Origin of the sequence: Flavobacterium sp. ASV13 (assembly GCF_000745775.1) — a bacterium.
Taxonomy (GTDB): Bacteria; Bacteroidota; Bacteroidia; order Flavobacteriales; family Flavobacteriaceae; genus Flavobacterium.
This window is the reverse complement of the sequence record NZ_JQJY01000001.1, coordinates 63475-89482: the sequence shown is the minus strand read 5'-3', so window position 1 is coordinate 89482 and position 26008 is coordinate 63475. Positions and strand designations below refer to the sequence as shown.

The window sequence follows — 26008 nt, the reverse complement described above, 5'->3', positions numbered from 1 at the left end:
ATAAGAATAATTCTACAATGCTTAAAACTGCCTTAGGTCGCTACATTAATAATTTTAAGGGTTTCACTCACGAAGTTTGGATTCTTGCATTAATTACTTTTATCAATAGAGCAGGAACAATGGTTTTGCCCTTTTTATCTAAATATTTAAAAGAAGATTTACAATTTACTTATGGCGAAGTGGGCTGGATTATGGTTTCCTTTGGATTAGGTTCTATGTTAGGTTCCTGGTTAGGAGGAAAATTGAGTGACAAAATTGGGTTTTACAAAATCATGATTTTCAGTCTTTTTACCAGCGGAATTCTATTTATCTTATTACAATTTGTCACAACATTTTGGGGATTATGTTTTGCCATGTTTATAATAATGGCAATTTCAGATATGTTTCGTCCTGCCATGTTTGTATCACTAAGTGTATACGCAAAACCAGAAAACAGAGTTCGTGCATTGTCTTTAGTACGCTTAGCAGTAAATCTTGGTTTCACTGCTGGTCCGGCATTAGGCGGATTAATAATTATAGGAATGGGATATCAAGGCCTATTTTGGGTTGACGGTATTACTTGTATGATTGCAATTTCAATTTTCGCATTTTATATTAAGGAAAAAAAGAAAACACCAATAAATAAAGAAAATATCGTTTTATCAGATTTGCCAAAATCCATCTATAAAGACAAACCTTTTTGGTTACTGCTTTTTATCAGTTTTGTTACATTTATGGTTTTTCTGCAAATATTTTCAACTTTACCTTTATATCATAATGAGAAGTTTGGACTTAGCGAATTTCAAACTGGTATGCTTTTATCTATAAATGGTTTATTAGTATTTCTATTAGAAATGCCCATTGTAAGTACTCTAGAGCGAAAAGGAGTAAATAAAATTAAAAATATTGCTTACGGTTGCTTTTTTATTGCCGCTGGCTACTTTATTCTACTATTTGATTCCTGGGTTGGAATTCTTGTAATCAGTATTGTATTACTCACATTTGGAGAGATTTTCTCTTTCCCGTTTGTGAATGCAGTAGCATTAAGTCGCGCACCAAAAGGTCAGGAAGGCCAATATATGGGGTTTTACACCATGAGTTTCAGTCTGGCTCATATTGTCAGTTCTAAAACGGGATTGGAAATTATTGCGCATTATAACTACCAAATCAATTGGTTGATTATGGGAACACTGGGTTTACTAGCATTACTTTGCTGTTTTTGGCTTAATAAATTGGTACATACCAAAAAAAAATCATAAAGTTTGTTTTTACTTAACTCATTTAAATTCAATTTATTAATTTTAAATTGAAATAATTTCGCACGCCTAAATGGCAATTCAAACTTAAAAAATAGTTAAATAACTATATTTATAGTTGCGTAACTACAAAAATAGTTGTAGGTTTGAATTAAAATTAGGAGACATGCAAAAGTTAACAAATAAAGAAGAAGAAATTATGCAGATTTTATGGAAGCTTAAAAAAGCTTTTGTAAAAGAGATTCAGGCAGAAATTACTGAAGACCAGCCGCATTACAATACACTTTCGACTATTGTCCGCAATCTTGAGGAAAAAGGTTTTGTGGCGCACAATGCTTTTGGAAATACGCATCAATATTACCCTACTGTAACTTTGGAAGCGTATAGTAAAAAGTATATGAAAACCGCTATTGACAACTACTTCAATAGTTCTTATAAAAATATGGTTTCGTTTTTTGCTAAAGAGGAAAAAATTTCGGCAGCAGAATTACGTGAAATCCTGGCTATGATAGAAAATCCGAAAGAAGAAAAATAGTCGTTTATGGAAGCACTTTTCATATATATAGCAAAATCAGCAGGTTTAGTTGTAATGTTTTATTGTGTTTATCATTTTTTACTTCGCAAAGAAACATTCTTCAATACCAATAGATGGTTTTTACTGGCAGGTCTGGGAACTTCAGCTTTATTGCCATTTTTGGTTTATTCTAAAACAATTTTAGTCAACCCTGCTCCGGTTTCAAACTTTAATCTAAGTCAAATTAAAGTGCCTCTTTCTCACAATATTCCAAACGAAACTTTTGAAATTAATTGGAATTATGTTCTTCTTGCGGTTTATGGCCTCGGTTTTTTAATCTTATTAATAAAATTTGCCTTAGACTTTTACAGTCTACAATCTGTTTTAAAAGGAAAGAAAATTCAACAACAAGCTGATTTCAAATTTATTGATACCAACGAAAATATTGCTCCTTTCTCCTATTTTGAATATATAGTTTACAACTCATCAATGTACACTTCATCAGAATTAGAGAATATCATCGAGCACGAAAAAGTGCACAGCGATCAAAATCATACTGCAGATATTTTGGTAGCCCGCATTTTTTGTCTGCTGTTTTGGTTTAATCCAGTTATCTGGCTTTACAAAAAAGCAATCGCTCAAAATCTGGAATTTATTGCCGACAAAGAAGCCGCAAAAAAGTTATCAGATAAAAGAGCGTATCAATACACGCTTTTAAAAATCACAACTCACGAAAGCTGTATTGCAATCACCAATCATTTTTATCAATCATTAATCAAAAAACGAATTGTTATGTTAAACAAGAATCAATCACGAAAAAGGAATTCTTGGAAATACTATGTTGTAATTCCAGCACTTGCCGCTTTTGTTTTGTTATTTCAAGTCGAAGTAATTGCAAAAGAAAGACAAGTCAGCAAAAAAGAAGTTCTAAAGGAAAGCAAATCTGTAGACAATTATAAAATTACCAAAACAACTACAGATCAGGAATTAAAAGAAATTGCGGAAAATTTAAAGAAAAAATATGATGTTGTAGCTTCTATTTCTGATGTTGAAAGAAACTCAAACAACGAAATTACCGCTATTAGAGTTGCAGTAAAAAAAGGCTCTGAACAAAACCAAACTTTTATGGTTAATGGAAGCAAAGCTATTAAAGATTGCCAAATTATTGTTACAACAGAAGATGACGGATCTATAAAAATTGATTTTGCTTCTGAAAATTCAGAAAATCAGATAAAAGTTGTCAATAAAGAAAGAAAAGTTAAAGTAAAAAGTGTTGAAAATTCTAAAATAAACTCTGATGTTAAAACTACTGATAATACTCATACAAGCGTTACTACAAGTAGTAGCACAAATACTAGCGATAATGTAAATGTAAATGTTAACGCTAATACATCTGTCAGTGTAAGCACAAATAGTGACGGTAAGTCAAATAGCAGTATTATGATTTTAAGAAATGGTACAAATGTTTCTAATAACTTACCACCATTAGTAATTGTTGATGGAACTATAACAAAAAATATAGTTACGATTGATGATATGAATAAGTTAAAGATGGAAACTGTAACAGTATTGACTGGGAAAAATGCCATAAAAAAATACGGAGAAGAAGCGAAAGACGGTGTTGTTATTATAGAAACAAAAAAATAAATACATCTAACCCATTAATTAACAGCCAAAACCAAAATAATGCAAAAGTTAACCAACAAAGAAGAAGAAATAATGCACATTTTATGGAAGCTTAGAAAAGCTTTTGTAAAAGAAATTCAGGCTGAAATTACTGAAGAACAACCGCATTATAACACGCTTTCGACTATTGTGCGCAATCTTGAAGAAAAAGGATATGTCGGCCATAATGCTTTTGGAAATACGCATCAATATTATCCAATTGTGAGTATTGAAGAATACCGAAAAGGTTTTATGAGCACCGCAATTGATAATTATTTCAACAGCTCTTATAAAAGCATGGTTTCGTTTTTTGCCAAAGAAGAGAAAATTTCGGCAAACGAATTACGAGAAATCTTAGCAATGATTGAAAATCCAAAAGAAGAAAAATAATCGTTATGGAAGCACTTTTCACCTTTATCATCAAATCTGGCAGTTTAATAGCATTATTCTATTTTGCCTATTATTTTTTATTGCGTAAAGAGACTTTTTTTACCAGTAACCGATATTTTTTATTGGCCGGATTAATCACTTCAGTTGTTTTGCCTTTTGTGATTTATACTAAAGTAGTTTGGGTTGATCCAGCTCCTATAATTTATTCACCTGTTGTTCAAACTGCTACTGCTTCTGTTAGTCATAATTATGTTTCAACATATAATCATTTGCCAGTTGTTGAAGAAGAATCTTTTGAAATAAACTGGAATCTGGTTTCACTAGCTATTTACGCAATTGGATTTGCTGCTTTTATGCTAAAATTTGCTATTGATTTTTACAGTTTAAATTCGGTTTTAAAAGGAAAAAAAATAAAACAGCAAGAAGATTTCAAGTTTGTTGATGTTACTGAAAACATTGCTCCTTTTTCTTATTTCGATTATATCGTTTACAACTCATCACTGTACAGCGAAGCAGAACTGCAAAGTATTTTAGAACATGAAAAAGTGCACAGCGATCAATATCATACTATTGATGTAATAATTTCTAGGATTTTCTGTATTCTTTTTTGGTTCAATCCAATTATCTGGCTATACAAAAAAGCAATTTTGCAAAATTTAGAATTTATTGCCGATAACGAAGCTTCAAAAAAATTATCAGACAAAAAAGCGTATCAATACACGCTTTTAAAAATAACAACACATGAAACTTGTGTTGCAATCACCAATCATTTTTATCAATCATTAATCAAAAAACGAATTGTCATGTTAAACAAAAATCAATCAAAAAAATGGAATTACTGGAAATATTACGCTGTAATTCCGGCCCTCGCAGCTTTTGTATTTTTATTCCAAATAAAAACGATTGCACAGGAGAAAAAAGCTTTGGCAGAAAAAACTGCTGTAACAAAAAACGAGGATACTCAAGTTTTTAAAATTACTAAATCGACTACAGATCAGGAATTAAAAGACTTAACAGCAAAATTAAAATCAGAACACAATATTGATGTAGTAATTTCAGATTTAAAAAGAAACAGCAACAACGAAATTACAAGTATCAAAATTCAGATTGTTAAAGAAAACGGCAAAAAACAAATTATACAAGTAAACAGCACAAAAGCAATAAAAGATTGCAGTATTGTGTTAGACACTAATGATAATGGTGCTAAAAACGTCACTTTAACTACTGAAGAAAGCCCTGAAGCGCCAACAATGGTTAAAACTCAGAATGTAGTTATTACCGATTTTAAAAATTCAGATGATGCTCCAGAAGCTCCAGATGCGCCTGCTCCACCAAGTGCTCCGGGTATGGTTGCGCCAGTTCCTCCTACACCACCAGTATTCCCTGCAGGAGCACTTCCTCCAGCTCCAGCTATTGATATGTCAAAAATGCCTAAACCTCCTAGAGCGCCAAGAGATCCAAAAGATAAAGTTGCAATGGCTCAGTTTGAAAAAGAAATAGCCGAATTTGAGAAAAAAATGGAAAAATTTCAACCTAACATCGATGCTATGTCTGCATATGGTGACGCAGTAGAAGAAATCATGTCTAAACGTGAAGTCATTTTTGAAAAACAAATGGAACAATATGAAATTGCCATGCAGAAATTCAATATGAACATGGATAAATTCAATATCGACATGAAAATGAAATTTGGCAATGACTCAGATTACGAAAATAACATGAAGCAATATGAGTTAGACATGAGACGATATGAACTTGACATGAAACAGCATGAAAAAGATATGAAGGAACATGCAAAACAAATGAAACAGCATGCTAAAGATATGAAGATGCAAGAAAGAGACAGAAGAGCGGCAGAGAAAGCAGATAAGAAAGCTTAATATTTTCAAATAACAATGTAAAAACCAGTGCAAAAACACTGGTTTTTCTATTAATATTTAATTTTAAAACCGTAAAATGAAAAAATATTATTTAGTCCTGTTTTTACACTTTTCGCTATCAATTTTAGCGCAACAAAAAAACGCTGAAAAGAGCATCTTCATAGCAATGGACAAAGCGGCTTCAATTTTAATGCAAAAATCAAAAGCAAATTCTATTTCTATTGGAGTTGTAAAAAATGGTGAAACCTACACTCGTCATTATGGTGAAATTGATAAAGGAAAAGAGAATATTGCTAATAACAATACTGTTTTTGAAGTTGCATCAATAACTAAATTGTTTACAGGTTTGCTTGCCGCTCAAGCAGTTTTAGAAGGAAAACTTAATCCAGACGATGATATCCGAAAATACATTACGGGTTCTTATCCTAATTTGGAATATCATGGAACACCAATTACCATTAAAGATTTAGTTTCTTTTAGAACTGGTTTCAACAAAGATCTTCCTGATACTTCAGAATTACGCAAAAATCGAAACGACAGCAGTTATTTGGCTTTCAAAAAATTAGACGAATCCTATAGTCGGGAAAAATTCTTTGAAGATTTAAAAACAATTCAATTGGATACTTTACCTGGAACAAAATTCAAATACAGCAACGGAAGTTTAAACCTTACAGCTCATATTTTAGAAAATGTTTACCATAAAAATTACGAAACACTTTTAAATGAACATATTCTTTCAAAACTTAAAATGACATCAACAGGGATAAATTTGAGTTCGAATGTTATTGTTGCAAATGGTTATAATCTAAAAGGGACTTTAATGCCACAGATTTCAGATAATCTTTGGGGAGCTGCCGGACGCTTAAAATCTACTTTAGGTGATTTAACCAAATTCATTGCTTATGAATTAAATACAAAAGATAAAATTGTTCAGGAATCACAACGAAATCTCTTAAATAGTCCTACCATCTGGAACGGCTATTTTTGGGATCATATTGAAGTTGACGACAATGGAAAAAACTGCTGGAAACATGGCGGCGCTTTTGGGACTCAAAATATGCTTGTTGTTTATCCTGAACGACAATTAGGGCTTTCGATCATTGTAAATATAAGCGATGAAAATACGGGAAATGCTTTAGGCGAAGCCATTGTAAGTCTTTCAAATGATTTATTAAATGAATACAAAAAGCAATCCGGAATTTACGGATATAAAATAGTCAATGATAATGTAGTTTTTAGTTATATACACGATAAAGCTTTAAATGCCGACTTAGTAAAAAGCGTTTCAATTGCAGGTTCATTCGACAATTGGAATCCCGATGATAAAAATTTTCAAATGATTCGAAAAAACAAAAATACGTTTGAATTAGCTGTTCCTATATCTCAGTTTGAAAAAAACAAAACGCATTTATTTAAGTTTGTAATCAACAAAAGTGGCTGGATGGAAGCGCCAAAAAATGCCATAAATAAAGAAACTGAAGGAGATCAAAATCTTATTCTAAAAATTTAAACTTTCAATTTTTATACCCTAAAAGACTTTGTTTTAACGCAAAGTCTTTTTTCATATCTTTGAAGAAACAAACCTACTATGTATAAATTTCTAGCCAAATTAAACAAAATGCTTCTACCTAGTTTTACGAAACAAGGTCTAGATATTTCAAAAGCCAAAAAATGGCAAATGGCAATTATCGGATATCGTGCTTATATTACCAAGAAAGCATTAGGTAATTAATCAAATACTTTTAAGCAGAAAATCTTTTACGCTTTTCTGCTCTTCGATTCATGAAAAACAAAAAAATCAACCTTCCTCCTGTTCAGGCTGTATTGCTTGCAATTATTAGCGTACAATGTGGTGCAGCAATTGCTAAAACTTTATTCCCAACACTTGGAGCGGCAGGTACAGCATCTATCAGAATTGGTGTTTCTGCAATCATTCTTTTATTGGTTTATAGGCCAAATTTAAAAGCAATTACAAAAACGCAATGGAAAGTTGTCATTCCGTATGGGCTTTCTTTAGGTGCTATGAATTTGATTTTTTATTTTGCAATTGAAAGAATCCCAATTGGACTTGCGGTTACTTTAGAATTTATTGGTCCGTTATTGCTTGCGATTATTGGATCAAAACGTCTGATTGATTATTTATGGGTTTTATTAGCTGGAATCGGCATTCTGTTGATTGCTCCCTGGACAAATGAACGCTTAGATACTTTAGGTGTTCTTTTTGCTTTAATTGCTGGAGCTTTATGGGCAGCTTATATTGTTTTTGGAGGTAAAATTTCAAAAATAATGAATGAAGGTACAGCTGTTTCAACCGGAATGTTGTTAGCAGCAATTCTGGTTTTGCCTTTTGGAATTTTCGAAAATGGACTTGTAAATCTTACTCCAAGGCTTTTCGGAATGGGTGTTGCTCTTGCATTATTGTCAAGTGCAATTCCGTTCACTTTAGAAATGAAAGCTTTAGGAAAACTTCCTCCTCGTACTTTCAGTATTTTGATGAGCTTAGAACCGGCTGCAGCTTCAATTTGTGCTTTTATTTTTCTAGAAGAAAACTTAAGTTTCTATGAAATTTTGGCTGTTGTTTGTGTCGTAGTCGCTTCTGCAGGATCAACTTTAACAACTAAAAAATAAAAAAATCTAATTTTTAAAATTCCAAATTCCAACTTTTAAATTGGGATTTGGAATTTTAAAGATTGGAATTTGATTAAATATTATTTTTTCGGAAGCAAAACAGCATCGACAACATGAATCACACCATTTGATTGGTTCACATCTGCAATTGTTACTTTTGATTTATTTCCGTTTTCATCTGTTATATACAAATCTTTTCCATCCATCCAAGCAGTAAGAGTTCCACCGTTAACAGCTTTTATAGTTGCTTTTCCTTTACCAGCTTTAATTGCTTTTGCAATATCTGATGCATTCCATTTTCCAGCGGCAACATGATATGTTAAGATATTTTGAAGCATCTTTTTGTTCTCTGGTTTCAATAAAGTTTCAACAGTTCCTGCTGGTAATTTATCAAAGGTTAGATTTAGATGTGTGGGGACCATTTATAATATTATTTACAACTCCTTTCATCATACGCTCATGTGGTGTTGTAGCATCAAAAGTTAGTTTATCCTTCATATTAACATTTAAAACATCTTGATTTATATTAATTTTATAATCAATCTTAAATAAAAATTCTCCTTTCTCTTCATCAAAATTAACTAAGATATTTTCTATTATATCATTTACAATTTTCCTTTTTGCTTCAAAGGAACTGATATTTAAAAAAGCATTAAATTCTTTTTTGATATACGCCATAACAGAAACAGAGTTTTCATTTAAGCTAATTTTATTTGATAATTCGTTTATTTTGATCGTATTATCAGAAATTGATTTATCTAAATTAAAGAGAATTTTTTGAATATCAGACTCCTGGATAAGGCCCTTTATCACCAGATTAATTGCCTTTTCTTTTTCTGTTGAAAGTGTAGTGTTTTGATTTGAAATTTCTTTTATTTCTCTTTTTAATATTTCATTTTTAGTCTGAGTATTATTATCAAAAAAGTCTTTTGAAAGTCTTTCGACGATTAAACCAGATGCAAATAAATTATCCCAAAGTATCGTTTCTATTTTATCTATGTTAACGCGACGATTACCACATTTACCACCCGTTAAACGAGTCGACGAACAAACATAGTGATTATCATGTTTATTCAATTTTCTTATTCCATAATAGTTTCTGCCACATTTTCCACAACGCATTAAACCTTTCAGCAAAAACTGATGGACTGGTGAGTTTGAAATATAACTCTTCTTTTTACTCAGTGAATCATTAGCCTTCTCCCAATATTCTTTTGTGAACAGAGGCATAGCATCATAAACCTCCCCAGAATAATTTCTTTCCCCTTTATATAGGGTATTTTTAATTATGCCAACAATCGTATTAGGTGACCAAAGTATTTGTTTTTTATCCTTATATATAGTTATACCGGTATATTTATTGGTCATTTTCATTGTTCCTTTTTCGACCAAATTCATTCTTGTTGGTATTTTTTCATCATTAAATATTGTTGAAATTGCTCTAGCTCCATGCCCTTCAATTGTTAAAGCATAAATCCTTTTGACTATTTCTGCTTCATCTTCTTTAATTATTAATAGTCCACTAGAATCTGCGGTATAGCCATAGGGCCTTAAACCTCTTGACTTTCCTTCTTTTACTCTGACTTTTAAAGCTGACTTTACTTTTAATTTAGTAGTTGTCACATGATATTTATTGATGACTGATAATAAATCTCCGAAGAATTCTTGTTGAGGATCATGCAAATCAACGATCCCATCCAATTGAGTAATATAGATAATCTTATGCTTTTTGAATAAGTCGTTAATTACAAATCTTATTTGAGGATTCCGTTCGAATCTTGATTGATCATAAGCAAAAACGTGCGTCAACATTCCATTGGTGACGTCTCCAATAAATCTTTCAAATTCCGGCCGATCTTCTATCTTTTCTGAAGCTCCACTTAAACCTTCATCAATATATATATCATATGGTAATTTAAGTTCCTTGGCTTTTTCAATTCCTTTTTGCTGTTGGTCCTTAATGCTTAAATCATTTCCATCTTTAATTCTACTAATCCTACAATATATACCTAATTTCATTCTATTAATTTATCCTTTTATACAAAAATAGAATAAAAGTTTATACCCCTACAAAATAATTTAACCTTATTGAATTATAATAAAAAAATGCCTTATAAAAATAAGGCATTTAAGAAATTTATAGGGATTTTAATTATTTTTTTGGCAGTAAAACGGTATCCACGACATGAATAACACCATTTGATTGATTAACATCAGCGATTGTAACTTTGGCTTTATTCCCACTCTCGTCACTGATGTATAAATCTTTGCCATCCATCCAAGCTGTTAAGGTTCCACCGCTTACTGTTTTAAGCACTGCCTTTCCTTTACCCATTTTAATTGCTTTTGCAATATCAGATGCATTCATTTTCCCAGCTACAACATGGTAGGTTAAGATTGTTTGCAACATTTTGATATTTTCTGGTTTCAATAACGTTTCAACTGTACCTTTTGGTAGCTTTTCAAAAGCTTCGTTCGTGGGAGCAAAAACAGTGAATGGCCCTTTACTTTGTAATGTTTCAACTAAACCCGCGGCTTTTACAGCAGCAACTAAAGTTGTATGGTCTTTTGAGTTTACGGCATTTTCGACAATATTTTTGTTAGGATACATTGCTGCTCCCCCTACCATTACTGTTTTTTGTGCAAAAGATGTAAATGCAAATCCAAGTGTTAAGATTGCTACGGCTAAAAAATTTCTAGTTTTCATAATTTATATTTTAAGTTATGAATTCATTTACGCTTTAAAACTTCATTTGGTTTTTTTAAATCAAAAAATAATATAAAAAAAAATAAATTCCCACAAACCATTACAATAAAGAAAAGGAGGTTTAAACGATTAAAATCTTGAATAGTCCTATGTTTCTACATTCTTATAAATCGCTAAAAATTATTTTTTTTTAAATGAATTTTTATGAAATTCTGTTGTATACTAATACTATACTCCTCTTTACAATCATATACAAAATATTGAGAAAGAAAAAAACTTATAATACTAAGCAATAATCAGTAATTTAGTTAAAAAACAGGAAATAATTCAAAACAACATATACAAAATATTAGATAAACACAGATATTGTGAAATTTTCAATTTGTAAAACAAATTACATTATTGTAGATTTGTATCACCAAACAAACTACAGCATTATTCCATTCTAATGGTTACTGATTAAATACCAGTGTAAAAAGTAATTATAAACATTCCTTTACGGAACAAATAGAGTACAACAAAGTATCTCTATATTAATTAATTAAAAATATGTTAGTAGAACAAAAACAAGAAAATTTAGAATATTCAAAAAATCGTCTTAGAAGTCTTAAAAATGCAATTAAGAAAGTTAAAAGTTGTGATGCAAAATGGTTGTCAGAAAACTTAAGAAAGGATTTAAATGTTCATTTTACAGAAATTGATAATGTACCATTGATGTTTTCTTGGATGTGGTTTGTTTTTCCGCAGCTAAGAGGTTTGGAAACCAGTAATTATGTCAATTATAAAATAATAAGCGCCATAGACAGAAATAAAAAACACAAAAGGGCTACAGACCATTCCAGACTCTAAATCTCTAAAGATAAAACCTATAGTGCAGGTATAAAAAAGAGCTAATCAGCTCTTTTTTATATATATTATATTTCATTAAAAGTTTTAAAATACTATTTTATTTCAGATTAATAAACATGTAAAGCATGATTTTCGCATCCGAACTCTCAATTACCTTTTCCAATTTTTTATAAAATACTTCACTGACCATAGCTTATTATTAATAAAATTTATTTCTTGTAATAGATCAATTGAAAAAGATAGGGATGCACCATAAGCCTCCGTACCAATTAATAATTAGAAGACTATGCAGATAATTTGGCAACTGTATAAATTCCATGTTTTTGCACAACTTCATCCATAATTTCTTTTATATATTCTCCATGTTTTTGATCAAAAAAAAGAGCATCATAAACATATCCCACATAAATATTATTTAAATTTAGTTGCTTAATTACATCAGTCATTATATTAACTTCCGTTGCAAATAATCTTCTGGATGTTATTTTGTGTTTATTTTTATTGTTACATTTTTCTTTAATGATTCTCTTCAACATTATCGGCTCATAATTATTATAGTATTCGTAGAGAGGCGATTTTTTCATTTGCCAGATCTCTTTATTAAAAAATGAAAGATGTTCAATTTTTATTATCTCTAATGGAATCTTTAACTCTTCCACTAAATCTGCATGATTTAAAAATCTTTTATTACCACCATATAAAGTCATAGAAATATTAGGATGAAGACAATTAAAATCACATTCTTTAAACGGTTTACCATTAACCTTCACAAGATTGCGAATCCAAGAGGGCATAAGTGTAAAAGAATCCACTGCCCTTCCTCCACTTGCTTCACCACCTATTCTCGGAATCATCAAACCATTATCTGTCAAATATTTAAAAATTAAAACTGCATCCTCTACAAAAGAGCGATTTTCAGGATTTTTAAAATAATTTTTACTTTGATTATTAAGCTTGGTTAATTTCTTCCCCTTTTTAGTTATATATTTACTTTTTATCAGTCTGTCTGCTTCTCTTAAAATTTCTTGCTCGGTTGGCAACGTAACTTTTGAATAAAATTTTATTAAATTTTTACATATAATATTATGATTAGCATCTCTAATTTTATTAATATAGAAATTATTTAAAAGGGCTATTGCTTTTTCAGTTTTTACCTCATAGGAAGTAAATCCTTTACCAATGTAAGCTTCTCCTAACCTATATTTATAACTCTTCTCACCAACGATATATATTCCATCACATTCCAGAATAGACCCAGTCTTTATTTTATATTCTAAAGCATCTATAATTTTTAAATAAAGACCAGAATTTAAGGTAAAAAAATCACGTAGATATTTTGCGCTAAGTGCTTTCCAACCATCTGGGTTTGTACCGTCAATAATTGTGAAATAAGTTGAGTTTAGATGCATAATAAAAAGAAGGCATAATTCCCTTGCAACCGATGTATCTGAATGAATTTCCTGCAATAACTTGTTGGGAATATGTTTGACAGCAACTTCAACTTTTTTTGGTATTTTTATGACATTTACATCTTCGAAAAATAACGGGATTTGTGCGTAAATATTACTATAATTATCATACTCATAATATGCCTTAATAGCCGTGAAATCAATAGATAAAGTCTTATTTGAAGTCTTAATATTTAGAACATCATAATTGATAGATGTATTATTAATATTTATAAATAAATTTAAAATATTAGTTAATTTATTAGATGTATTGATTGTTCTACTTCTTCTATTATAACTTTCTTTATATCTATTTAGTGATTCTTTTTTTATTGGTAATTCAATATTTACGTAATCTATTTTTGCGGTTAATATGTCTGTAATTTTTTCTGTGAAAAAGTTTTTTACCGGATTAACTATAATTAATTGTTTCATAATATTTAATTTTTATTATATATATAAAAATTATAGCAACACCTTTAACTAAAGTTTTAAATACCAGACATATTTATCAAAAATTAATAAAATACTAATTCAACTCTAGTAAATTACAGATATGTTATCTTTAAGTATTCAGTAGATAAGCAATACAAACCTAGAGTATTATTTATTTTTAAATTAAATGTATAACATAAGAAACGGTATGGATTATTATTGTAACTTATATTCTTGTAAAAACACAGAATTATTCAAAAACAAAGAAAAAATATCAATTAACATACACGTTTACATCTACATTCATTACAGAGCAACTCTTTTTTTAAATTTTCAGGTAATCAAAACTGAAACTTCACATCATAGACTTAGACCAAATTTTATTTAATAATTCATTACACAAATCCAGCATTTATTTCTTCAAATCTGCTAGAATAAAGTACATTTTACATTATGATAATATTTTCTATTAATTGCTAGATCACAAACAAAATTTATGTACTCATCAAACTATTAGAAAAAATTATTCCCTAAATTATCTTTAAGATTTCATTTCAATATTAATTTTTTAATATATACTGTATAAAATAAGCTAACATAAATGAAAGAAATTAAACAACTTTTAATTGACGAATATAAAATCCTAAATGAATATTACTTGTTTTCACTTTATACGTACGAAGAAAACTCACACTTTACAAAAAAATTTAAAAGCGAACTAACCAAGATAAAAAGAAAAATAAAATCTATTAAACCTGATTTTATATTTGAAGCTACTGATGAAATTATAAAAATAGATTACAAAATTTTTAATGTAAATATAGACAATATATTAAGGGGAGATTGGCAACAAGTATCTTACCAAGACTTTAACTTCATCATGCATCGGTGTAGTGGTGGTGCATTTAAAATATCTCCATTAATCAAAATCTGGGACAAAGAAAATCGTGAAAATTACATGTATCATCACGGTGACGACTACCGCCGAGTTAGGAGAAATTTGATATTAAATGATATTTTAAATTAGATTCAAAATGAACAAAAATACCAATTGCGCATAAATGTAACATGAAGCAAGTTATAACTTAAAAGCACAATACCATAACATATATCTTATAAAAATTCCATCACTTTACATAAATACTACTTCATAAACTGAAGTATATAAACCTTTATTACTTAATTCAAACTATCATTTTGTTTAAAATCCAGTAGTTCACCAATTGTAATACCTAACCCTTTTGCTAATTCCAATAAATAAATATAAGATGGGTTGAATTGTCCGGCTTCGACCTTAAAAATTGACTGCTGATCTTTCATAATGAGCAATCCTAGTTTTGCTTGTGACAAGCCACGTTCAAGCCTTAATTGCTTAATTCTTTCACCTAATTTTTTTAAATCATCTTGCTTGTCCATACTTGGACAATTTCTGCATAATGCCAAAACATTTTAACATACTATCGTATGTTATTTTGTTTTTTTTTGTACGTTTGCTCGGAACTAAAAAAACTAATTATGCAGAAATTTACACAAAAAGTATTGTTCTTCACTTTCTTATGCTCGATTATTCTTGCAACCGGATGTGCAAATGAGGACTCAAATTCCCAAGATCCAATCGAAGAAAACCAGACATCTCTTGAAATTAAAAGCTTAGAAGTATCAAAGATCACTGAAACTACCGCAACCGTTTCTGGAAATTTAGTTTCAATTGGCGATAATGGATTAAGTGAATTAGGTGTTTGTATAAGTACTTCGCCATCTCCAACTGTCAGTGGTTTTAAAGTCAATACTACTGTTACCATTGGAAATTTTAATTGCAACTTAAAAGATTTATCTGCAAATACAAAGTATTACGTTAGAGCTTATGCCCAATCAAAGTTAGGTATTACATATTCAAGTGAAACAAGTTTTACTACTGCAAAGACAGTATTAGCCGAACCAAAAGTTAATACAGGAAGCATTACTTCTATTACTCCAACCTCTGCTTCGATTAATACTGTGTATGAAAATCTCGATAAAATAATGATTATTTCTGCCGGTATATACATATCTACGAGTTCAAATCCCTCTTCGGTAGATATTAATAAAACCGTACTTATTGATGAAAATTATATCACTAAGAAATACACAGTTAATATTTCTAAGTTAATGCCTAATACTAAATACTACGTGCGAAGCTTCGTAGAAACTATTTTCGGTATATATTTAGGTGAAATCGTTTCTTTTACAACAAAAGAAGCGACAGTTCCGAGTATCACCACCGGTGGTGTAAGATCACTATCTCAGTCTATGGCTGAACTTGATGCTAGAGTTCTAAGTGACTCGGGAGGCCCTATAACAGAATATGGTTTTTGCTGGTCTAATATTACTTTAGTGCCGACTTTAGAAACTGACAATACTGAAAAGTATGTTAAAACCGAAGTTCTTAAAGCTGATTACTTTGAAGCGAGAATTAATAATTTATATCCATTAGGAAACTATTTTTACATACGTAGTTTTGCAAAGAATAAATATGGAGTTGGCTATGGACCAGTCGTAAAATTTAAAATAAACTAATACGCATAAAAAATTGACTGAAGTAAAAACACTAAATTAGATTTAATTGATTGTTTTTACTTCAGTCAATTTTTTTATAGCATTGAATGATATATATATGAAATTGTTTTGCTAAAACTAAGAAATTCCAAATAATTCCCATCCGCTATTATAGTAAGGTATAATTTCTTCTGGATCTAAATTTTCGGTCCTTAGACGTGATGAGACTTCAAACATATCTAACAAATCATTAAAATCATTTAACTCAATATTAATCTTTCCAATGTTCACAATTTCTCTTTCTCCTATTAATTTTGACTCTAGTATAGCATCCTTTGAGAATTTTTTTCGTGTAGAAATAATTAATCCTTTTGGAATACCTCGAGCTAAAAGAGTACCTCCAACTTCTCGAATAGTAGATACTGCTTCAGATTTTTTTTGATCCTCTCTCCATTTAATTTGTACCAGTATTTTTTCATCTGCCCCCCTAATTGCAAGTGCATCTATTCCTTTATCCTTTGTTCCTCCAAAAGCAATAACTTCACAATTTAAATAATCACTTAAGACTATTGGCATTATTTTTTCTGCTTGTTGTGGTGTTAAATCATATAATTTTTCGGAATAAGAATTTATGTGATTTATAATCAATTCTAACTTAGCATCTTCTGGATTATTAATAAAACTCATTCTTCCTAGATTTCCTCTTGTATAAGTAGGGCCACCTGGTCTTGTCCCCCTTCCTCCCCAATAAAAACAAGTTTTGCATACGTAAACGTCCGCAGGCCCGCTCACAGGCTCTTGAAGTTTTGTCATTTTTTCTCTACAATATGCACAAGTATTATATTTAAGCAGCCTAAATAATTCATTTTCAGCAACAGGATCATAACTAAAACTATCTTTACTTAATATTGAATATGGTCTCCAATTTGAATCAATCCATTTCAAATTTGGTTCGTCAGCAATAACTTCAATCTCATTTTTGACATTCCATATGAACTCTTTTTCAAATACCGGGAGTCTAATATCTTTTCTCATTTATCCTATCAAGCAGTTTTTCAATAATACTAATTCAATTTTTAATTTATTTAAATTGAAGGTTCGATTAATTTTTATCTTGAACATTCTAACTTAAATCATATTTTATTTAGCTATTCTTATTTCATCATATATATTCAGCAGTTATATGTCTCATTCTTTTTCAATTTAAAATTTTTAGTAAATAATTAATCTCTAAACAATTATTTATATAATCAAATATCTTTTTTCAAAAATAATAAAATGAAGATAATTCTATTTTTTTTATAAAAACAAACAACTTTAAAACTTGATTAGGATATAATTATTAAACTTATAAATATGGCAAGAATTAATATCCAAAAAGAATTAGATTATTTGGACAAAAAGGAGATTATTGGATTTGAATTAGGGTTAACCGACGGACAAATGATAAAAAAAAATGAGATGTCAAAATATTTAAAAAAATGTTATTGCGAAAGCACAATGGTAGAGTGTCCCGTAAGAATAAATTTAAATTTTAAGTATTACTATGACAAGAAGAATAGAGTTTGTATTTTATTTAGCAAAAGTTGGTTTCTTAAGGCGTGGGAATATGATCCAATTAAATTTCCCTTAATAGCTAAAACTATAATTGTAAAAATATACATTTCAAAAAATGATTTCACAATTGGCGGATTAGGACGACAATATTTCTTACATTTATTTGATAGAAATAAGCAACATTGGGATATCGATGATGAATGTTATGTAACAAACTGTATAGAGTTTAATCAATGTCCGCTGGTTATAGCAATATCAAAACTGCCTCATAAAAAATATGTAACAAGACTAAATAATATTGACGAAATCATCAACAATTAAGTTTATAATTAATAAGAAATTTGATTTGAATTTTCAAAAAATGGACATTCCTTTAAATTTATATTGATGTCAAGATTGAAATATTTTTGAATTATGGGTAACATTCATAATCCCAAAGCCTCTAAAAATTAATTGATTTTGTATCAAACACAAAAGTGTATCATTTTAATATTTAAAAACACATACATATGACACACTATACGTATCTTTGTAATATAAAATATTAAAACGATACGATTTGAAAATAATTATCTTCTCTCGAGTTTCCACCAATATTCAAGATTACAAAAGACAAACCGAAGAATTATTAGAGTTTGCCAAAAATATGAATTATGAGGTTGTCAATATTTTTGAAGAAAAGATTTCAGGAGGAAAAACAAATGAAGAAAGACCACAACTTTTAAAAATGATAAACTATATCAAAACTAACAAAATTGATAAAGTTCTTTGTTGGGAGATTAGTAGATTAGGAAGAAATACAATTGAGGTCCTTAAAACAATACAGATATTAAATGAAAATTGTATTTCGCTTTACATTAAAAATCACAATATAGAAACTTTTAATGATAAAGGCGAGATAAATCCAATGTCTCAATTTTTAATTCAGATTCTAACTTCGGTTAGTTCCTTAGAAAAAGAGCAGATAAGACAACGAATCAAATCTGGTTATGATAATTTTAGAAAAAATGGCGGAAAAGTAGGCCGCAAAGATGGTTTTAAAAAAGACACACAAACACTTTTGACAGAACACAAAGATATTGTAAAACTTCTACGACAGGATTATTCAGTAAGAAAAATAATGAAGTTGACCGATAAAAGTAGTGGAACAGTTCAAAAAATAAAAAAGTTGTTAGTCCACTAATATTTACCTAGAATCTAACAATATAATTTATTACAATACTAGATCATTAAAATTTTTCTCAATGACAATAAAGTTCAGTACTTAAATGTCATCTCTAATATTAATTTTTATTTTGTAGTACCAGTTAAGATATTGATCCCACAGTCATCACAATTTTTTGTAATCAAGTCAGCGGAATCTACGGGAAAACTATGGATTTTTGTTGCATCATGATGCAAAACAGTTTTTACAACATCTGTATTGTTCTGCGGCACTCCATTAATAAATGATATTCCATTTGCCTGATTTGAAAACCAGACAACGTCTATTTGACTATTGTTAACTACGGTACTTCCGGATGCAAGGGCATTCACAGTGCTATTTTTATAGTTTTCATAAGTTGGATCAGAGAAGATTGATATTAAACCTGATTTCGTTGGAGGAAGCGTATGCTTAATATATTTTTCAAGGAGATAAGTACTTCCTGTTAAATTTAATTTATCTACTCCATTTGAATTCAGATAACCAAGTTTCAGAGAACATTTATGACAATAGTGCTTTCCCATTTTAATAAATCGTAGTTTTAAATTAATAACGCCTTAAATTTTCTTTTCAATTATTCGAATATTATTTCCAAGTTTTGATCTTTTGATTTTTCCGAAAAATCAAATTTACATATGTGAGTTTAATCACTTTATTAAAAACCTCACTGAAAGACTACCTTAGTTTTTGCCCTGTTTTTCTCGCCTTTTGGGAAAATAAATACAAAACTATTGTATGTATTATTAAAAAAATGATAACTGGCTTCTAACTTTTCCCCATCCTTTGTATCTAACGAAATTGCTCCTTTTTCATGAAATTTCTTTTGAAATTTGAAGTCCTGGACAAATGCCCACTTAAAACCGAATTCATTAGGAAGCATTAACTCGCCAAACTCTTGTAGAAAAAATTTAGAATAAAACAAATCCCTAGTAGTCAAAACATTAGTAAATCCATTTGCATTTACAGGATGATTTAAAACAAGTAAAGCACATCTGTTTTTAGACTGTAATACATAATTCCTAAAAGCAGAATGTACTGATGCCCCAAATTTCTTTCTTAAAGACATCACTGCTCCTAATCCCAAATTTAACTTCTCACACTCTTCTAAAAACCGATCATGCTGAAATAATGTTATAGAAGCAAAATAATTAGCTTCCGCCTCAAATTGCTCATCATATTCCTCACTTAAAGTCTCGTCATTATCTAACGCCAAGATAATTTCATCTTGCCATGATAAGACTCCATGTCCAATTTCATGTAACTTGACAAAATTCTTTTTCCCAAGATTTTGATCTAGATTTGCGTCTATATATATGATTTTTTCTTCTCGATAAAAAAAGCCTTTTATTTTTGACAAAGCATGTAATAGAGCCTTTTTTGAAGGATCCACTAATTTTTCTTTAAATGAATCAAAAAAAGAATCATCAATATTTTGCAAATCTATTTTATTATCAACTGCAAAATTCGAATACGATAAAATCTTATCTACCGGTGTCGGGAAAACATCAAACGATTTGCTTTCTTTTAAAATATTACGCGATATCTTTTCAATTTCCTTTCGAGTAAAATCATCTATCATAATTCTCTTTTTCGTGACTTAATAAATTCCAAATATTTCAAAACATCATTTCTTTCATCTTCTGATAAATCTTCCGCTCGAAAAGCTATTTTTTGGGCAAAACTTAAATTAATTTCTTCCTGTTGAGCCTCATTCTTATCTATCATTTTAGCATTTGAAAGAAGTGTTTTTAAAGACACTTTATATAAAGATGATAGCTTTGACAAGATATTGACAGATGGATTTTTAATTTTTTCATTTTCTAACTGACTAAGATAAGCATTAGAAATATCTGTCATTTCTTCTACTTGTCTTAATGTAAGCCCTACATTTTTGCGGGCATCTTTCAAAGTTGCTCCAAGTGAACTCATGGTTTTTTTTTGTACAAATATACAACTATTGCTTAATATATCAAGCATGATTTTAATTAAAATCTAAATTTATAAAAAATACTTGCTTGATATATTTAGATTTTTATATATTTGCAATAAAGAATTTATAATTTAAACAAATTAATTATGTCAAATTATCATGTAACTCAGAAAAAAGGACAGGAAGGTTGGAATGTCCAAAAAGAAGGTGGCAAAAAGGCTTCAGCTGTTGTCAGCACTCAAAAGCAAGCGGAACAACTTGCAAAACAGTTTTCATCAAATAATGGTGGTGGCGAAGTAAGAATACATCGCCAAAACGGTGGACCTATTAGGGATAGTGACACAGTTAAACCTGGAAATGATCCAAAATCTATTAAAGACACTAAACATTAATGAGAACAAGTTATTTATAAAATAAAAAACCAGGCAAAAATTACCTGGCTTAATTTTTCAAAAGGAAACAAAAGCCCTTGCAAGGCTCTTGGTAGTAATATTATTTGCAATTCAAAACTACCTCCTTTATTTGAAATAAACAAAGCTTTTAGTGATTTTAACCCTTTGACCGCTATAATTTCAGTTATTAGGGGCCTGGTATTAATAATATAAATCAATTGCAGAAAAATTAAAATCAACATAAGGCACGCCTTATTTACTGCTGAAATGATAGGCTGTAAGCAATTTATAATAAATTAATATTAAAATTATTAGAATATGAATTCAAATAATAATCAAGGGGAATTATATTCCCCTAATTCAAAAGTACCCTTAAAGTTTACAATAGAAGGTAAAGAATATGAAACCTTTGAACAATACAAAACAGGAACAGAATTAAAGCAACTTGCTGGAATACCTCTGGATACTGAATTGTTTCTGTCAATTAGCAAACCTTATAAGGATGAGCTTATTGAAAATGAGAAACAAGTTAATTTAGCTCGACCTGAAACGGAGTATTTCTTTGTAAAGAAAAAGCTTGAGTTCTTTATTAATAATAAACCTTTTACTTGGTATAAACAATACATCAGAGGTATCCAAATCAGAGAATTAGGTAATATTCCTGCCGAAGATGATATTTTTCTTGATATCAAACAAGATTGGCAAGACGATCAAATATTAGATGAAGAAATCGTTGATTTAGCACGCCCGGGTAAAGAGAAATTTTTCTCTAAAACTAGACAAACGGAAGTGACAATAATTGTCAACGCTCGTCCTCATATATGGAAAGAAGTAAATATTTCTTTTGAACAGCTAGTTGTGTTAGCTTTCGGATCATATGACAATAATCCAAACAAAGGATATACGGTTACGTATAGTAGAGGTTGGGAACCTAAGCCAGAAGGAACTATGGTTAAAGGTTCAAGTGTTCGTGTAAAAAATAAAATGATCTTCGATGTCACAGCAACTGATAAATCATAGTCCCGACCTTAAACGTCTAAGAGACGAAGGTTACGAGATCGAGGTTAGTGGTGGATATTTACTTATCCACCATGTACCTTTTATTGATCAAAATAGAAAAATCCAATATGGAACATTCGTAAGTACACTTACATTAAGTAGTAACGACCGAACAGGTATACCTGACAACCATGTGATATATTTTATTGGTGATAATCCATGTGAAATTGATGGAACAAACATAACAGCAATTCAACATAATAACACTACTTCAACATTAAACAATCTTATTACGGTAAATAGATCTTTTTCAAATAAACCTGCTACAGGATATCAGAACTATTATGAAAAAATCAAGAGATATGCAGATATTATTTCCGCACCTGCAAAATACCTTGATTCCTCTGTAACGGAAAAGACTTTTAAAGTTATAATGGACAGTAGAAATGAAACGGTGTTTCAGTACATTGACACCAATTCGAGTAGAGCAAACATTGAAGTAATTAATGCTAAGTTAGAAAATCAAAAAATAGCAATTATCGGATTGGGTGGTACAGGAGCTTATATTTTAGATATAGTGGCTAAAAATCCAGTAAAGGAGATTCACCTTTACGATGGGGATAGTTTCGATCAACACAATGCTTTCCGCTCACCTGGTGCAGCGTCCTTGAATGATCTGAGTGAAAATCTAAGAAAAGTAGACTATTACAAGAAAATCTACTCAAACATGCACAGGCACATCTTTGTTCATGATTACTATCTAAAGAAAGATAACTTACAAAAGTTGAATCAAATGGATTATGTATTTATATGTGTGGACAAGAATTCTTCAAGGAAGTTAATAACTGATTATTTGGTAAGTATAGGCATATCTTTTTCCGATGTCGGATTAGGGGTTAATGTTGTTGATCAAAAGCTTACTGGCGCAGTAAGGGTTACATCCGCTACAGGTGTGAAAAATGACCACCTATCTCATCGTATTTTCCCAGAAGACTCCGACAATAATGAATATGCCACCAACATTCAGATTGCTGAATTGAATGCACTGAACGCCATTTTTGCTATTCTGAAATGGAAAAAAATATCTGGAATTTATGTTGATTTAGAAAACGAACATCACAGCTCTTATTCTATTGGAGTATCTAAAATTTTTAATGAAGATGCTACTACAATATAGATTTATTGAGTTTATTCCTGAGAAGGTTGAAGAAGGCATCTTGTACATATCAATCGAATACTGCACAGCAATACATAAATGCATATGTGGATGTGGTAACGAGGTAGTAACCCCTTTTTCCCCAACAGATTGGAAATTGAGCTTTAATGGTAAATCTGTTTCGCTCCATCCATCCATAGGCAATTGGAACTTTGAGTGCCAGTCCCACTACTGGATAAAGAACAATAAAATTGAGTTTGCCAGTCTTTGGACAGAAAAGGAAATTCGTGTAGGGAGAGAAAATGACATGGATCGTAAGATGGATTATTTTGAAGGACAAAATATGGTGGTAAAAAAAGAACCACTTATTCAAGAAATTCCTAAACCAAGTATTTGGAAAAAGATATCAATGTTCTTCCGATTGTAATTTTTAAAGCCGGAGGTAATACTTCGGCTTTCTTTTATTCTGTATTTGAGATAAAGAAAACTAATCTCAAAATTATTTTTGATAATTCAATTAATGAATTAAATTATTTCATTTGGAAAAAGTATCAGACATTAAAATATACAAAATTTTTTAATCCAAAGGAAAAATGTAACAAGTTATTCTAATTCTTTTTTTCTTTCAAAAGATAAAAGTACTACAGTTTTGTAGTACCACATTTTTTCTAATATCCAATCGTTTTGTGTAAATTTAGAGTCATGTATTTTGCACATATGCTTTACTATATTTTATTGAGAAGTATTACGCTTAAATCGAGCAACATATAAGTATACCCTAAAATTACATATTATGATTGATTACACATATATATCTTGATCATAGTAGAAAAACATTTCATCTCAGAAAACACGTAGTTATACTTAATAATATTTTAATTCAATTATTTAATTTTATTTAGTAAAAAATAAAAAATAAAAATTTATGAAATATGCTTTGGTACTGTCTTCAGACATAAGTAAGAGAGATTGGATTTGTTATATAATTGCTGAATCTATTCAAGAAATTCAAAATCTTCAATGTTTTAATCCAAATATTATAAAGTTGCCAAAAACACAATACCCTGGAGTTATAAATCCTACAACCATCAGGAAGCAAAGTTGTGTGACAGGAAATACAAGCGAATTCAAAATAGTTAATATTTCAAATTTAAATTTGAAAGGTAATTTTAATCTTGTTTAGTATGAAAAAATCAATACTAATATTCAGTGCAATACTATTTCTATCATCTTGTAAAGCTCCAAAAATATTAAAATATCAAAAATCAATTAAAGATACCACTATTAATATTACAACAAAAGAGGATGCCGGCTCATTACTACAGATAAGTGCCTTTGTACTAGATCCCTCAACATTATCTAATAAAACAATTACTGATCTTTCAGACAAAGGTCAAGCAGCATTAATCGAAGCTTTAAGTTCAAAAAGCACAACTGCAAAAGAATTGATGTCTTCTATAGCCCTACCAATAAAAGAATCTGTTTCAGGAAATATTAAAGGTAGCAAACTCTGGAAAAAACAAATAGTTCTGAATGTTCTTAAAACTGATGATGAAAAGGCAAACAGAATTGAACAGATATTATTTACTATGGACATACCTCAAAACTTAATTGACAAAGTCGAATTTGTAAATTGGAATAAAATAGTAACTGAAACGCAAATTATTGATCTTGGCAAAATAACTTCTGGAAATTCAACTACCTTATCTTTTTCACCAGAAATCACAATGGCTGGCACAATTCAAGGCAAGGCACCAGGATCTGTGTCAAATACAAAAACTTTTAATCAGGAAAGATCATTTAGTAGCAGGCTTGCTGGATTAAATGCTTCTTTGGTCAGTGGTTCTAAATTTCAAGTGTTAAGAAAAGGGATAGCAAACGAAGATATTTCTGGGAATATAGTTGTCGAAATAACCCTAAAATCAAAATTCGTTAAGGAAGTTCCTATTTATGAGTTTTCTGGATTTTATAATGGCACCTCGATAGTTACAGATCAATCTAAAATTGGAATGATTAAAAATACTTTGGTCAGACCTGACTTTGGTGATTCTAATATCAATATTCCAATTGATCTTACATATAAATTTCGATTTAGAAAAGTTAATCATGGGATAAATACGGAACCCGAGTATGATGATTGTATCACTTATATTGGAGGAGAAATTACAGAAAAAAGTAAATTTAAAATATTTGATAAAGAAGAGAGTGAAAAAACAAAAACTTGGGAAATTTCAGATGGATTTAATTATCTACATGTTTCAAAGACTGGACTTCTTGAACAATTAATTTTTGATTCTCCGGTGAGCGCTGGACAACTTTTAAGTTGGATAAAGCAAACTCAAAACCTTAAAGTTTCAGATTATGACTTATTTAAAGGTACTGTACCTTTGAGTTTGGCAGATATCAAGAATCTAAAAGTAGTTATAACAGAGTAACTAATTATTTAATTAGTTTTCTTATTAATTTTAACAATAAATTAAATAC

General features: G+C 29.9%; 27 protein-coding genes and 1 pseudogene. 19 read left to right on the top strand and 9 right to left on the bottom strand.

Features of this window, described 5'->3' with window-relative positions; genetic code table 11:
- Window positions 1–17: 17 nt before the first annotated feature.
- From GQ47_RS00375 to GQ47_RS00340, 8 genes are all read left to right on the top strand, one after another.
- Complete coding sequence (locus GQ47_RS00375; protein ID WP_035643579.1) at window positions 18–1238, top strand: MDR family MFS transporter; 1221 nt, start codon at window positions 18–20, stop codon at window positions 1236–1238.
- A gap of 163 nt (window positions 1239–1401) precedes the next feature.
- Window positions 1402–1770 (top strand): BlaI/MecI/CopY family transcriptional regulator, encoded by a 369-nt coding sequence (locus GQ47_RS00370; RefSeq protein ID WP_035643575.1) that lies wholly within the window; start codon window positions 1402–1404, stop codon window positions 1768–1770.
- Between the two features lie 6 nt (window positions 1771–1776).
- Window positions 1777–3396 (top strand): M56 family metallopeptidase, encoded by a 1620-nt coding sequence (locus GQ47_RS00365; RefSeq protein ID WP_035643573.1) that lies wholly within the window; start codon window positions 1777–1779, stop codon window positions 3394–3396.
- A gap of 39 nt (window positions 3397–3435) precedes the next feature.
- Entirely contained in the window at window positions 3436–3804 is a 369-nt protein-coding gene (locus tag GQ47_RS00360) for a BlaI/MecI/CopY family transcriptional regulator (protein WP_035643571.1), read from the top strand.
- Window positions 3805–3809: 5 nt separating this feature from the next.
- Window positions 3810–5684 (top strand): M56 family metallopeptidase, encoded by a 1875-nt coding sequence (locus GQ47_RS00355; RefSeq protein WP_035643569.1) that lies wholly within the window; start codon window positions 3810–3812, stop codon window positions 5682–5684.
- Window positions 5685–5760: 76 nt separating this feature from the next.
- Window positions 5761–7194, top strand: a complete 1434-nt coding sequence (locus GQ47_RS00350) for a serine hydrolase (RefSeq protein WP_035643566.1) — start codon at window positions 5761–5763, stop codon at window positions 7192–7194.
- A gap of 78 nt (window positions 7195–7272) precedes the next feature.
- The gene (locus GQ47_RS00345) at window positions 7273–7416 is read left to right on the top strand and encodes a hypothetical protein (protein ID WP_035643563.1); all 144 of its coding nucleotides are present in this window, start codon (window positions 7273–7275) and stop codon (window positions 7414–7416) included.
- A gap of 50 nt (window positions 7417–7466) precedes the next feature.
- A complete protein-coding gene (locus GQ47_RS00340) occupies window positions 7467–8312 on the top strand; it encodes an EamA family transporter (protein ID WP_035643561.1) in 846 nt (281 codons plus the stop codon).
- An 80-nt stretch (window positions 8313–8392) separates the two neighbouring features.
- Here GQ47_RS00340 and GQ47_RS00335 read toward each other — a convergent pair.
- The 3 genes and pseudogenes from GQ47_RS00335 to GQ47_RS00325 all read right to left on the bottom strand — a co-directional run.
- Window positions 8393–8716 (bottom strand): annotated as a pseudogene (locus GQ47_RS00335) (fasciclin domain-containing protein); the annotation flags it as partial.
- Window positions 8703–10331, bottom strand: a complete 1629-nt coding sequence (locus tag GQ47_RS23370; RefSeq protein ID WP_035643559.1) for a recombinase family protein — start codon at window positions 10329–10331, stop codon at window positions 8703–8705. The gene GQ47_RS23370 and the pseudogene GQ47_RS00335, both read right to left, overlap by 14 nt.
- Window positions 10332–10464: 133 nt before the next feature.
- Entirely contained in the window at window positions 10465–11019 is a 555-nt protein-coding gene (locus tag GQ47_RS00325; RefSeq protein WP_035643556.1) for a fasciclin domain-containing protein, read from the bottom strand.
- 549 nt (window positions 11020–11568) lie between these two features.
- Here GQ47_RS00325 and GQ47_RS00320 point away from each other — a divergent pair.
- The gene (locus GQ47_RS00320) at window positions 11569–11868 is read left to right on the top strand and encodes a DUF1810 family protein (protein ID WP_035643555.1); all 300 of its coding nucleotides are present in this window, start codon (window positions 11569–11571) and stop codon (window positions 11866–11868) included.
- Between the two features lie 284 nt (window positions 11869–12152).
- Here GQ47_RS00320 and GQ47_RS00315 read toward each other — a convergent pair whose 3' ends face one another.
- On the bottom strand, window positions 12153–13751 hold the full coding sequence (locus GQ47_RS00315) for a hypothetical protein (protein WP_035643553.1): 1599 nt from the start codon (window positions 13749–13751) through the stop codon (window positions 12153–12155).
- Between the two features lie 601 nt (window positions 13752–14352).
- On the opposite strand from GQ47_RS00315, the gene GQ47_RS00310 reads away from it, so the two are divergent.
- Window positions 14353–14778, top strand: a complete 426-nt coding sequence (locus tag GQ47_RS00310; RefSeq protein WP_035643551.1) for a hypothetical protein — start codon at window positions 14353–14355, stop codon at window positions 14776–14778.
- A gap of 152 nt (window positions 14779–14930) precedes the next feature.
- Here the strand turns inward: GQ47_RS00310 and GQ47_RS00305 are convergent, their stop codons facing one another.
- On the bottom strand, window positions 14931–15167 hold the full coding sequence (locus tag GQ47_RS00305; RefSeq protein ID WP_035643548.1) for a helix-turn-helix transcriptional regulator: 237 nt from the start codon (window positions 15165–15167) through the stop codon (window positions 14931–14933).
- A gap of 99 nt (window positions 15168–15266) precedes the next feature.
- On the opposite strand from GQ47_RS00305, the gene GQ47_RS00300 reads away from it, so the two are divergent.
- Window positions 15267–16307, top strand: a complete 1041-nt coding sequence (locus GQ47_RS00300) for a hypothetical protein (RefSeq protein WP_035643545.1) — start codon at window positions 15267–15269, stop codon at window positions 16305–16307.
- A gap of 117 nt (window positions 16308–16424) precedes the next feature.
- Here GQ47_RS00300 and GQ47_RS00295 read toward each other — a convergent pair whose 3' ends face one another.
- Window positions 16425–17321, bottom strand: coding sequence for a restriction endonuclease (locus GQ47_RS00295; protein WP_035643543.1), 897 nt, complete (start codon window positions 17319–17321; stop codon window positions 16425–16427).
- A gap of 321 nt (window positions 17322–17642) precedes the next feature.
- On the opposite strand from GQ47_RS00295, the gene GQ47_RS00290 reads away from it, so the two are divergent.
- Entirely contained in the window at window positions 17643–18164 is a 522-nt protein-coding gene (locus GQ47_RS00290; protein ID WP_035643540.1) for a hypothetical protein, read from the top strand.
- A gap of 238 nt (window positions 18165–18402) precedes the next feature.
- Window positions 18403–19026: a recombinase family protein gene (locus GQ47_RS00285; RefSeq protein WP_035643537.1), complete on the top strand. Its 624-nt coding sequence runs from the start codon at window positions 18403–18405 to the stop codon at window positions 19024–19026.
- 107 nt (window positions 19027–19133) lie between these two features.
- On the opposite strand, the gene GQ47_RS00280 is transcribed toward GQ47_RS00285, so the two are convergent.
- The 3 genes from GQ47_RS00280 to GQ47_RS00270 all read right to left on the bottom strand — a co-directional run bounded on the left by GQ47_RS00280 (window position 19134) and on the right by GQ47_RS00270 (window position 21024).
- The gene (locus tag GQ47_RS00280) at window positions 19134–19571 is read right to left on the bottom strand and encodes a hypothetical protein (RefSeq protein WP_035643534.1); all 438 of its coding nucleotides are present in this window, start codon (window positions 19569–19571) and stop codon (window positions 19134–19136) included.
- A gap of 140 nt (window positions 19572–19711) precedes the next feature.
- Window positions 19712–20626, bottom strand: coding sequence for an ImmA/IrrE family metallo-endopeptidase (locus tag GQ47_RS00275; protein WP_035643532.1), 915 nt, complete (start codon window positions 20624–20626; stop codon window positions 19712–19714).
- Complete coding sequence (locus GQ47_RS00270; protein WP_081909293.1) at window positions 20623–21024, bottom strand: helix-turn-helix domain-containing protein; 402 nt, start codon at window positions 21022–21024, stop codon at window positions 20623–20625. Before GQ47_RS00270 ends, GQ47_RS00275 begins: the two co-directional genes overlap by 4 nt.
- Window positions 21025–21123: 99 nt before the next feature.
- Between GQ47_RS00270 and GQ47_RS00265 the strand changes: the two genes are divergently transcribed.
- From GQ47_RS00265 to GQ47_RS00230, 6 genes are all read left to right on the top strand, one after another.
- Window positions 21124–21369, top strand: coding sequence for a DUF2188 domain-containing protein (locus GQ47_RS00265; RefSeq protein WP_035643527.1), 246 nt, complete (start codon window positions 21124–21126; stop codon window positions 21367–21369).
- 318 nt (window positions 21370–21687) lie between these two features.
- Window positions 21688–22389 carry a multiubiquitin domain-containing protein gene (locus GQ47_RS00255; RefSeq protein ID WP_035643521.1) on the top strand — a complete coding sequence of 234 codons (702 nt, stop codon included), beginning with the start codon at window positions 21688–21690 and terminating at the stop codon, window positions 22387–22389.
- The gene (locus GQ47_RS00250; protein WP_035643519.1) at window positions 22364–23545 is read left to right on the top strand and encodes a ThiF family adenylyltransferase; all 1182 of its coding nucleotides are present in this window, start codon (window positions 22364–22366) and stop codon (window positions 23543–23545) included. Before GQ47_RS00255 ends, GQ47_RS00250 begins: the two co-directional genes overlap by 26 nt.
- On the top strand, window positions 23529–23951 hold the full coding sequence (locus tag GQ47_RS00245) for a ubiquitination-like system serine protease family protein (protein ID WP_202965005.1): 423 nt from the start codon (window positions 23529–23531) through the stop codon (window positions 23949–23951). The genes GQ47_RS00250 and GQ47_RS00245 overlap by 17 nt, the downstream gene beginning before the upstream one ends.
- A gap of 498 nt (window positions 23952–24449) precedes the next feature.
- The gene (locus tag GQ47_RS00235) at window positions 24450–24707 is read left to right on the top strand and encodes a hypothetical protein (RefSeq protein WP_035643512.1); all 258 of its coding nucleotides are present in this window, start codon (window positions 24450–24452) and stop codon (window positions 24705–24707) included.
- A 1-nt stretch (window position 24708) separates the two neighbouring features.
- A complete protein-coding gene (locus tag GQ47_RS00230; protein ID WP_035643510.1) occupies window positions 24709–25959 on the top strand; it encodes a hypothetical protein in 1251 nt (416 codons plus the stop codon).
- Window positions 25960–26008 lie beyond the last annotated feature (49 nt).

What these genes read in the sequence shown, in the direction of transcription:
- GQ47_RS00375 (WP_035643579.1), top strand. Translation starts at nt 18, where the DNA reads ATGCTTAAAACTGCCTTAGGTCGCTACATTAATAATTTTAAGGGTTTC.
- GQ47_RS00370 (WP_035643575.1), top strand. Translation starts at nt 1,402, where the DNA reads ATGCAAAAGTTAACAAATAAAGAAGAAGAAATTATGCAGATTTTATGG.
- GQ47_RS00365 (WP_035643573.1), top strand. Translation starts at nt 1,777, where the DNA reads ATGGAAGCACTTTTCATATATATAGCAAAATCAGCAGGTTTAGTTGTA.
- GQ47_RS00360 (WP_035643571.1), top strand. Translation starts at nt 3,436, where the DNA reads ATGCAAAAGTTAACCAACAAAGAAGAAGAAATAATGCACATTTTATGG.
- GQ47_RS00355 (WP_035643569.1), top strand. Translation starts at nt 3,810, where the DNA reads ATGGAAGCACTTTTCACCTTTATCATCAAATCTGGCAGTTTAATAGCA.
- GQ47_RS00350 (WP_035643566.1), top strand. Translation starts at nt 5,761, where the DNA reads ATGAAAAAATATTATTTAGTCCTGTTTTTACACTTTTCGCTATCAATT.
- GQ47_RS00345 (WP_035643563.1), top strand. Translation starts at nt 7,273, where the DNA reads ATGTATAAATTTCTAGCCAAATTAAACAAAATGCTTCTACCTAGTTTT.
- GQ47_RS00340 (WP_035643561.1), top strand. Translation starts at nt 7,467, where the DNA reads ATGAAAAACAAAAAAATCAACCTTCCTCCTGTTCAGGCTGTATTGCTT.
- GQ47_RS23370 (WP_035643559.1), bottom strand. Translation starts at nt 10,331, where the DNA reads ATGAAATTAGGTATATATTGTAGGATTAGTAGAATTAAAGATGGAAAT.
- GQ47_RS00325 (WP_035643556.1), bottom strand. Translation starts at nt 11,019, where the DNA reads ATGAAAACTAGAAATTTTTTAGCCGTAGCAATCTTAACACTTGGATTT.
- GQ47_RS00320 (WP_035643555.1), top strand. Translation starts at nt 11,569, where the DNA reads ATGTTAGTAGAACAAAAACAAGAAAATTTAGAATATTCAAAAAATCGT.
- GQ47_RS00315 (WP_035643553.1), bottom strand. Translation starts at nt 13,751, where the DNA reads ATGAAACAATTAATTATAGTTAATCCGGTAAAAAACTTTTTCACAGAA.
- GQ47_RS00310 (WP_035643551.1), top strand. Translation starts at nt 14,353, where the DNA reads ATGAAAGAAATTAAACAACTTTTAATTGACGAATATAAAATCCTAAAT.
- GQ47_RS00305 (WP_035643548.1), bottom strand. Translation starts at nt 15,167, where the DNA reads ATGGACAAGCAAGATGATTTAAAAAAATTAGGTGAAAGAATTAAGCAA.
- GQ47_RS00300 (WP_035643545.1), top strand. Translation starts at nt 15,267, where the DNA reads ATGCAGAAATTTACACAAAAAGTATTGTTCTTCACTTTCTTATGCTCG.
- GQ47_RS00295 (WP_035643543.1), bottom strand. Translation starts at nt 17,321, where the DNA reads ATGAGAAAAGATATTAGACTCCCGGTATTTGAAAAAGAGTTCATATGG.
- GQ47_RS00290 (WP_035643540.1), top strand. Translation starts at nt 17,643, where the DNA reads ATGGCAAGAATTAATATCCAAAAAGAATTAGATTATTTGGACAAAAAG.
- GQ47_RS00280 (WP_035643534.1), bottom strand. Translation starts at nt 19,571, where the DNA reads ATGGGAAAGCACTATTGTCATAAATGTTCTCTGAAACTTGGTTATCTG.
- GQ47_RS00275 (WP_035643532.1), bottom strand. Translation starts at nt 20,626, where the DNA reads ATGATAGATGATTTTACTCGAAAGGAAATTGAAAAGATATCGCGTAAT.
- GQ47_RS00270 (WP_081909293.1), bottom strand. Translation starts at nt 21,024, where the DNA reads ATGCTTGATATATTAAGCAATAGTTGTATATTTGTACAAAAAAAAACC.
- GQ47_RS00265 (WP_035643527.1), top strand. Translation starts at nt 21,124, where the DNA reads ATGTCAAATTATCATGTAACTCAGAAAAAAGGACAGGAAGGTTGGAAT.
- GQ47_RS00255 (WP_035643521.1), top strand. Translation starts at nt 21,688, where the DNA reads ATGAATTCAAATAATAATCAAGGGGAATTATATTCCCCTAATTCAAAA.
- GQ47_RS00250 (WP_035643519.1), top strand. Translation starts at nt 22,364, where the DNA reads ATGTCACAGCAACTGATAAATCATAGTCCCGACCTTAAACGTCTAAGA.
- GQ47_RS00245 (WP_202965005.1), top strand. Translation starts at nt 23,529, where the DNA reads ATGCTACTACAATATAGATTTATTGAGTTTATTCCTGAGAAGGTTGAA.
- GQ47_RS00235 (WP_035643512.1), top strand. Translation starts at nt 24,450, where the DNA reads ATGAAATATGCTTTGGTACTGTCTTCAGACATAAGTAAGAGAGATTGG.
- GQ47_RS00230 (WP_035643510.1), top strand. Translation starts at nt 24,709, where the DNA reads ATGAAAAAATCAATACTAATATTCAGTGCAATACTATTTCTATCATCT.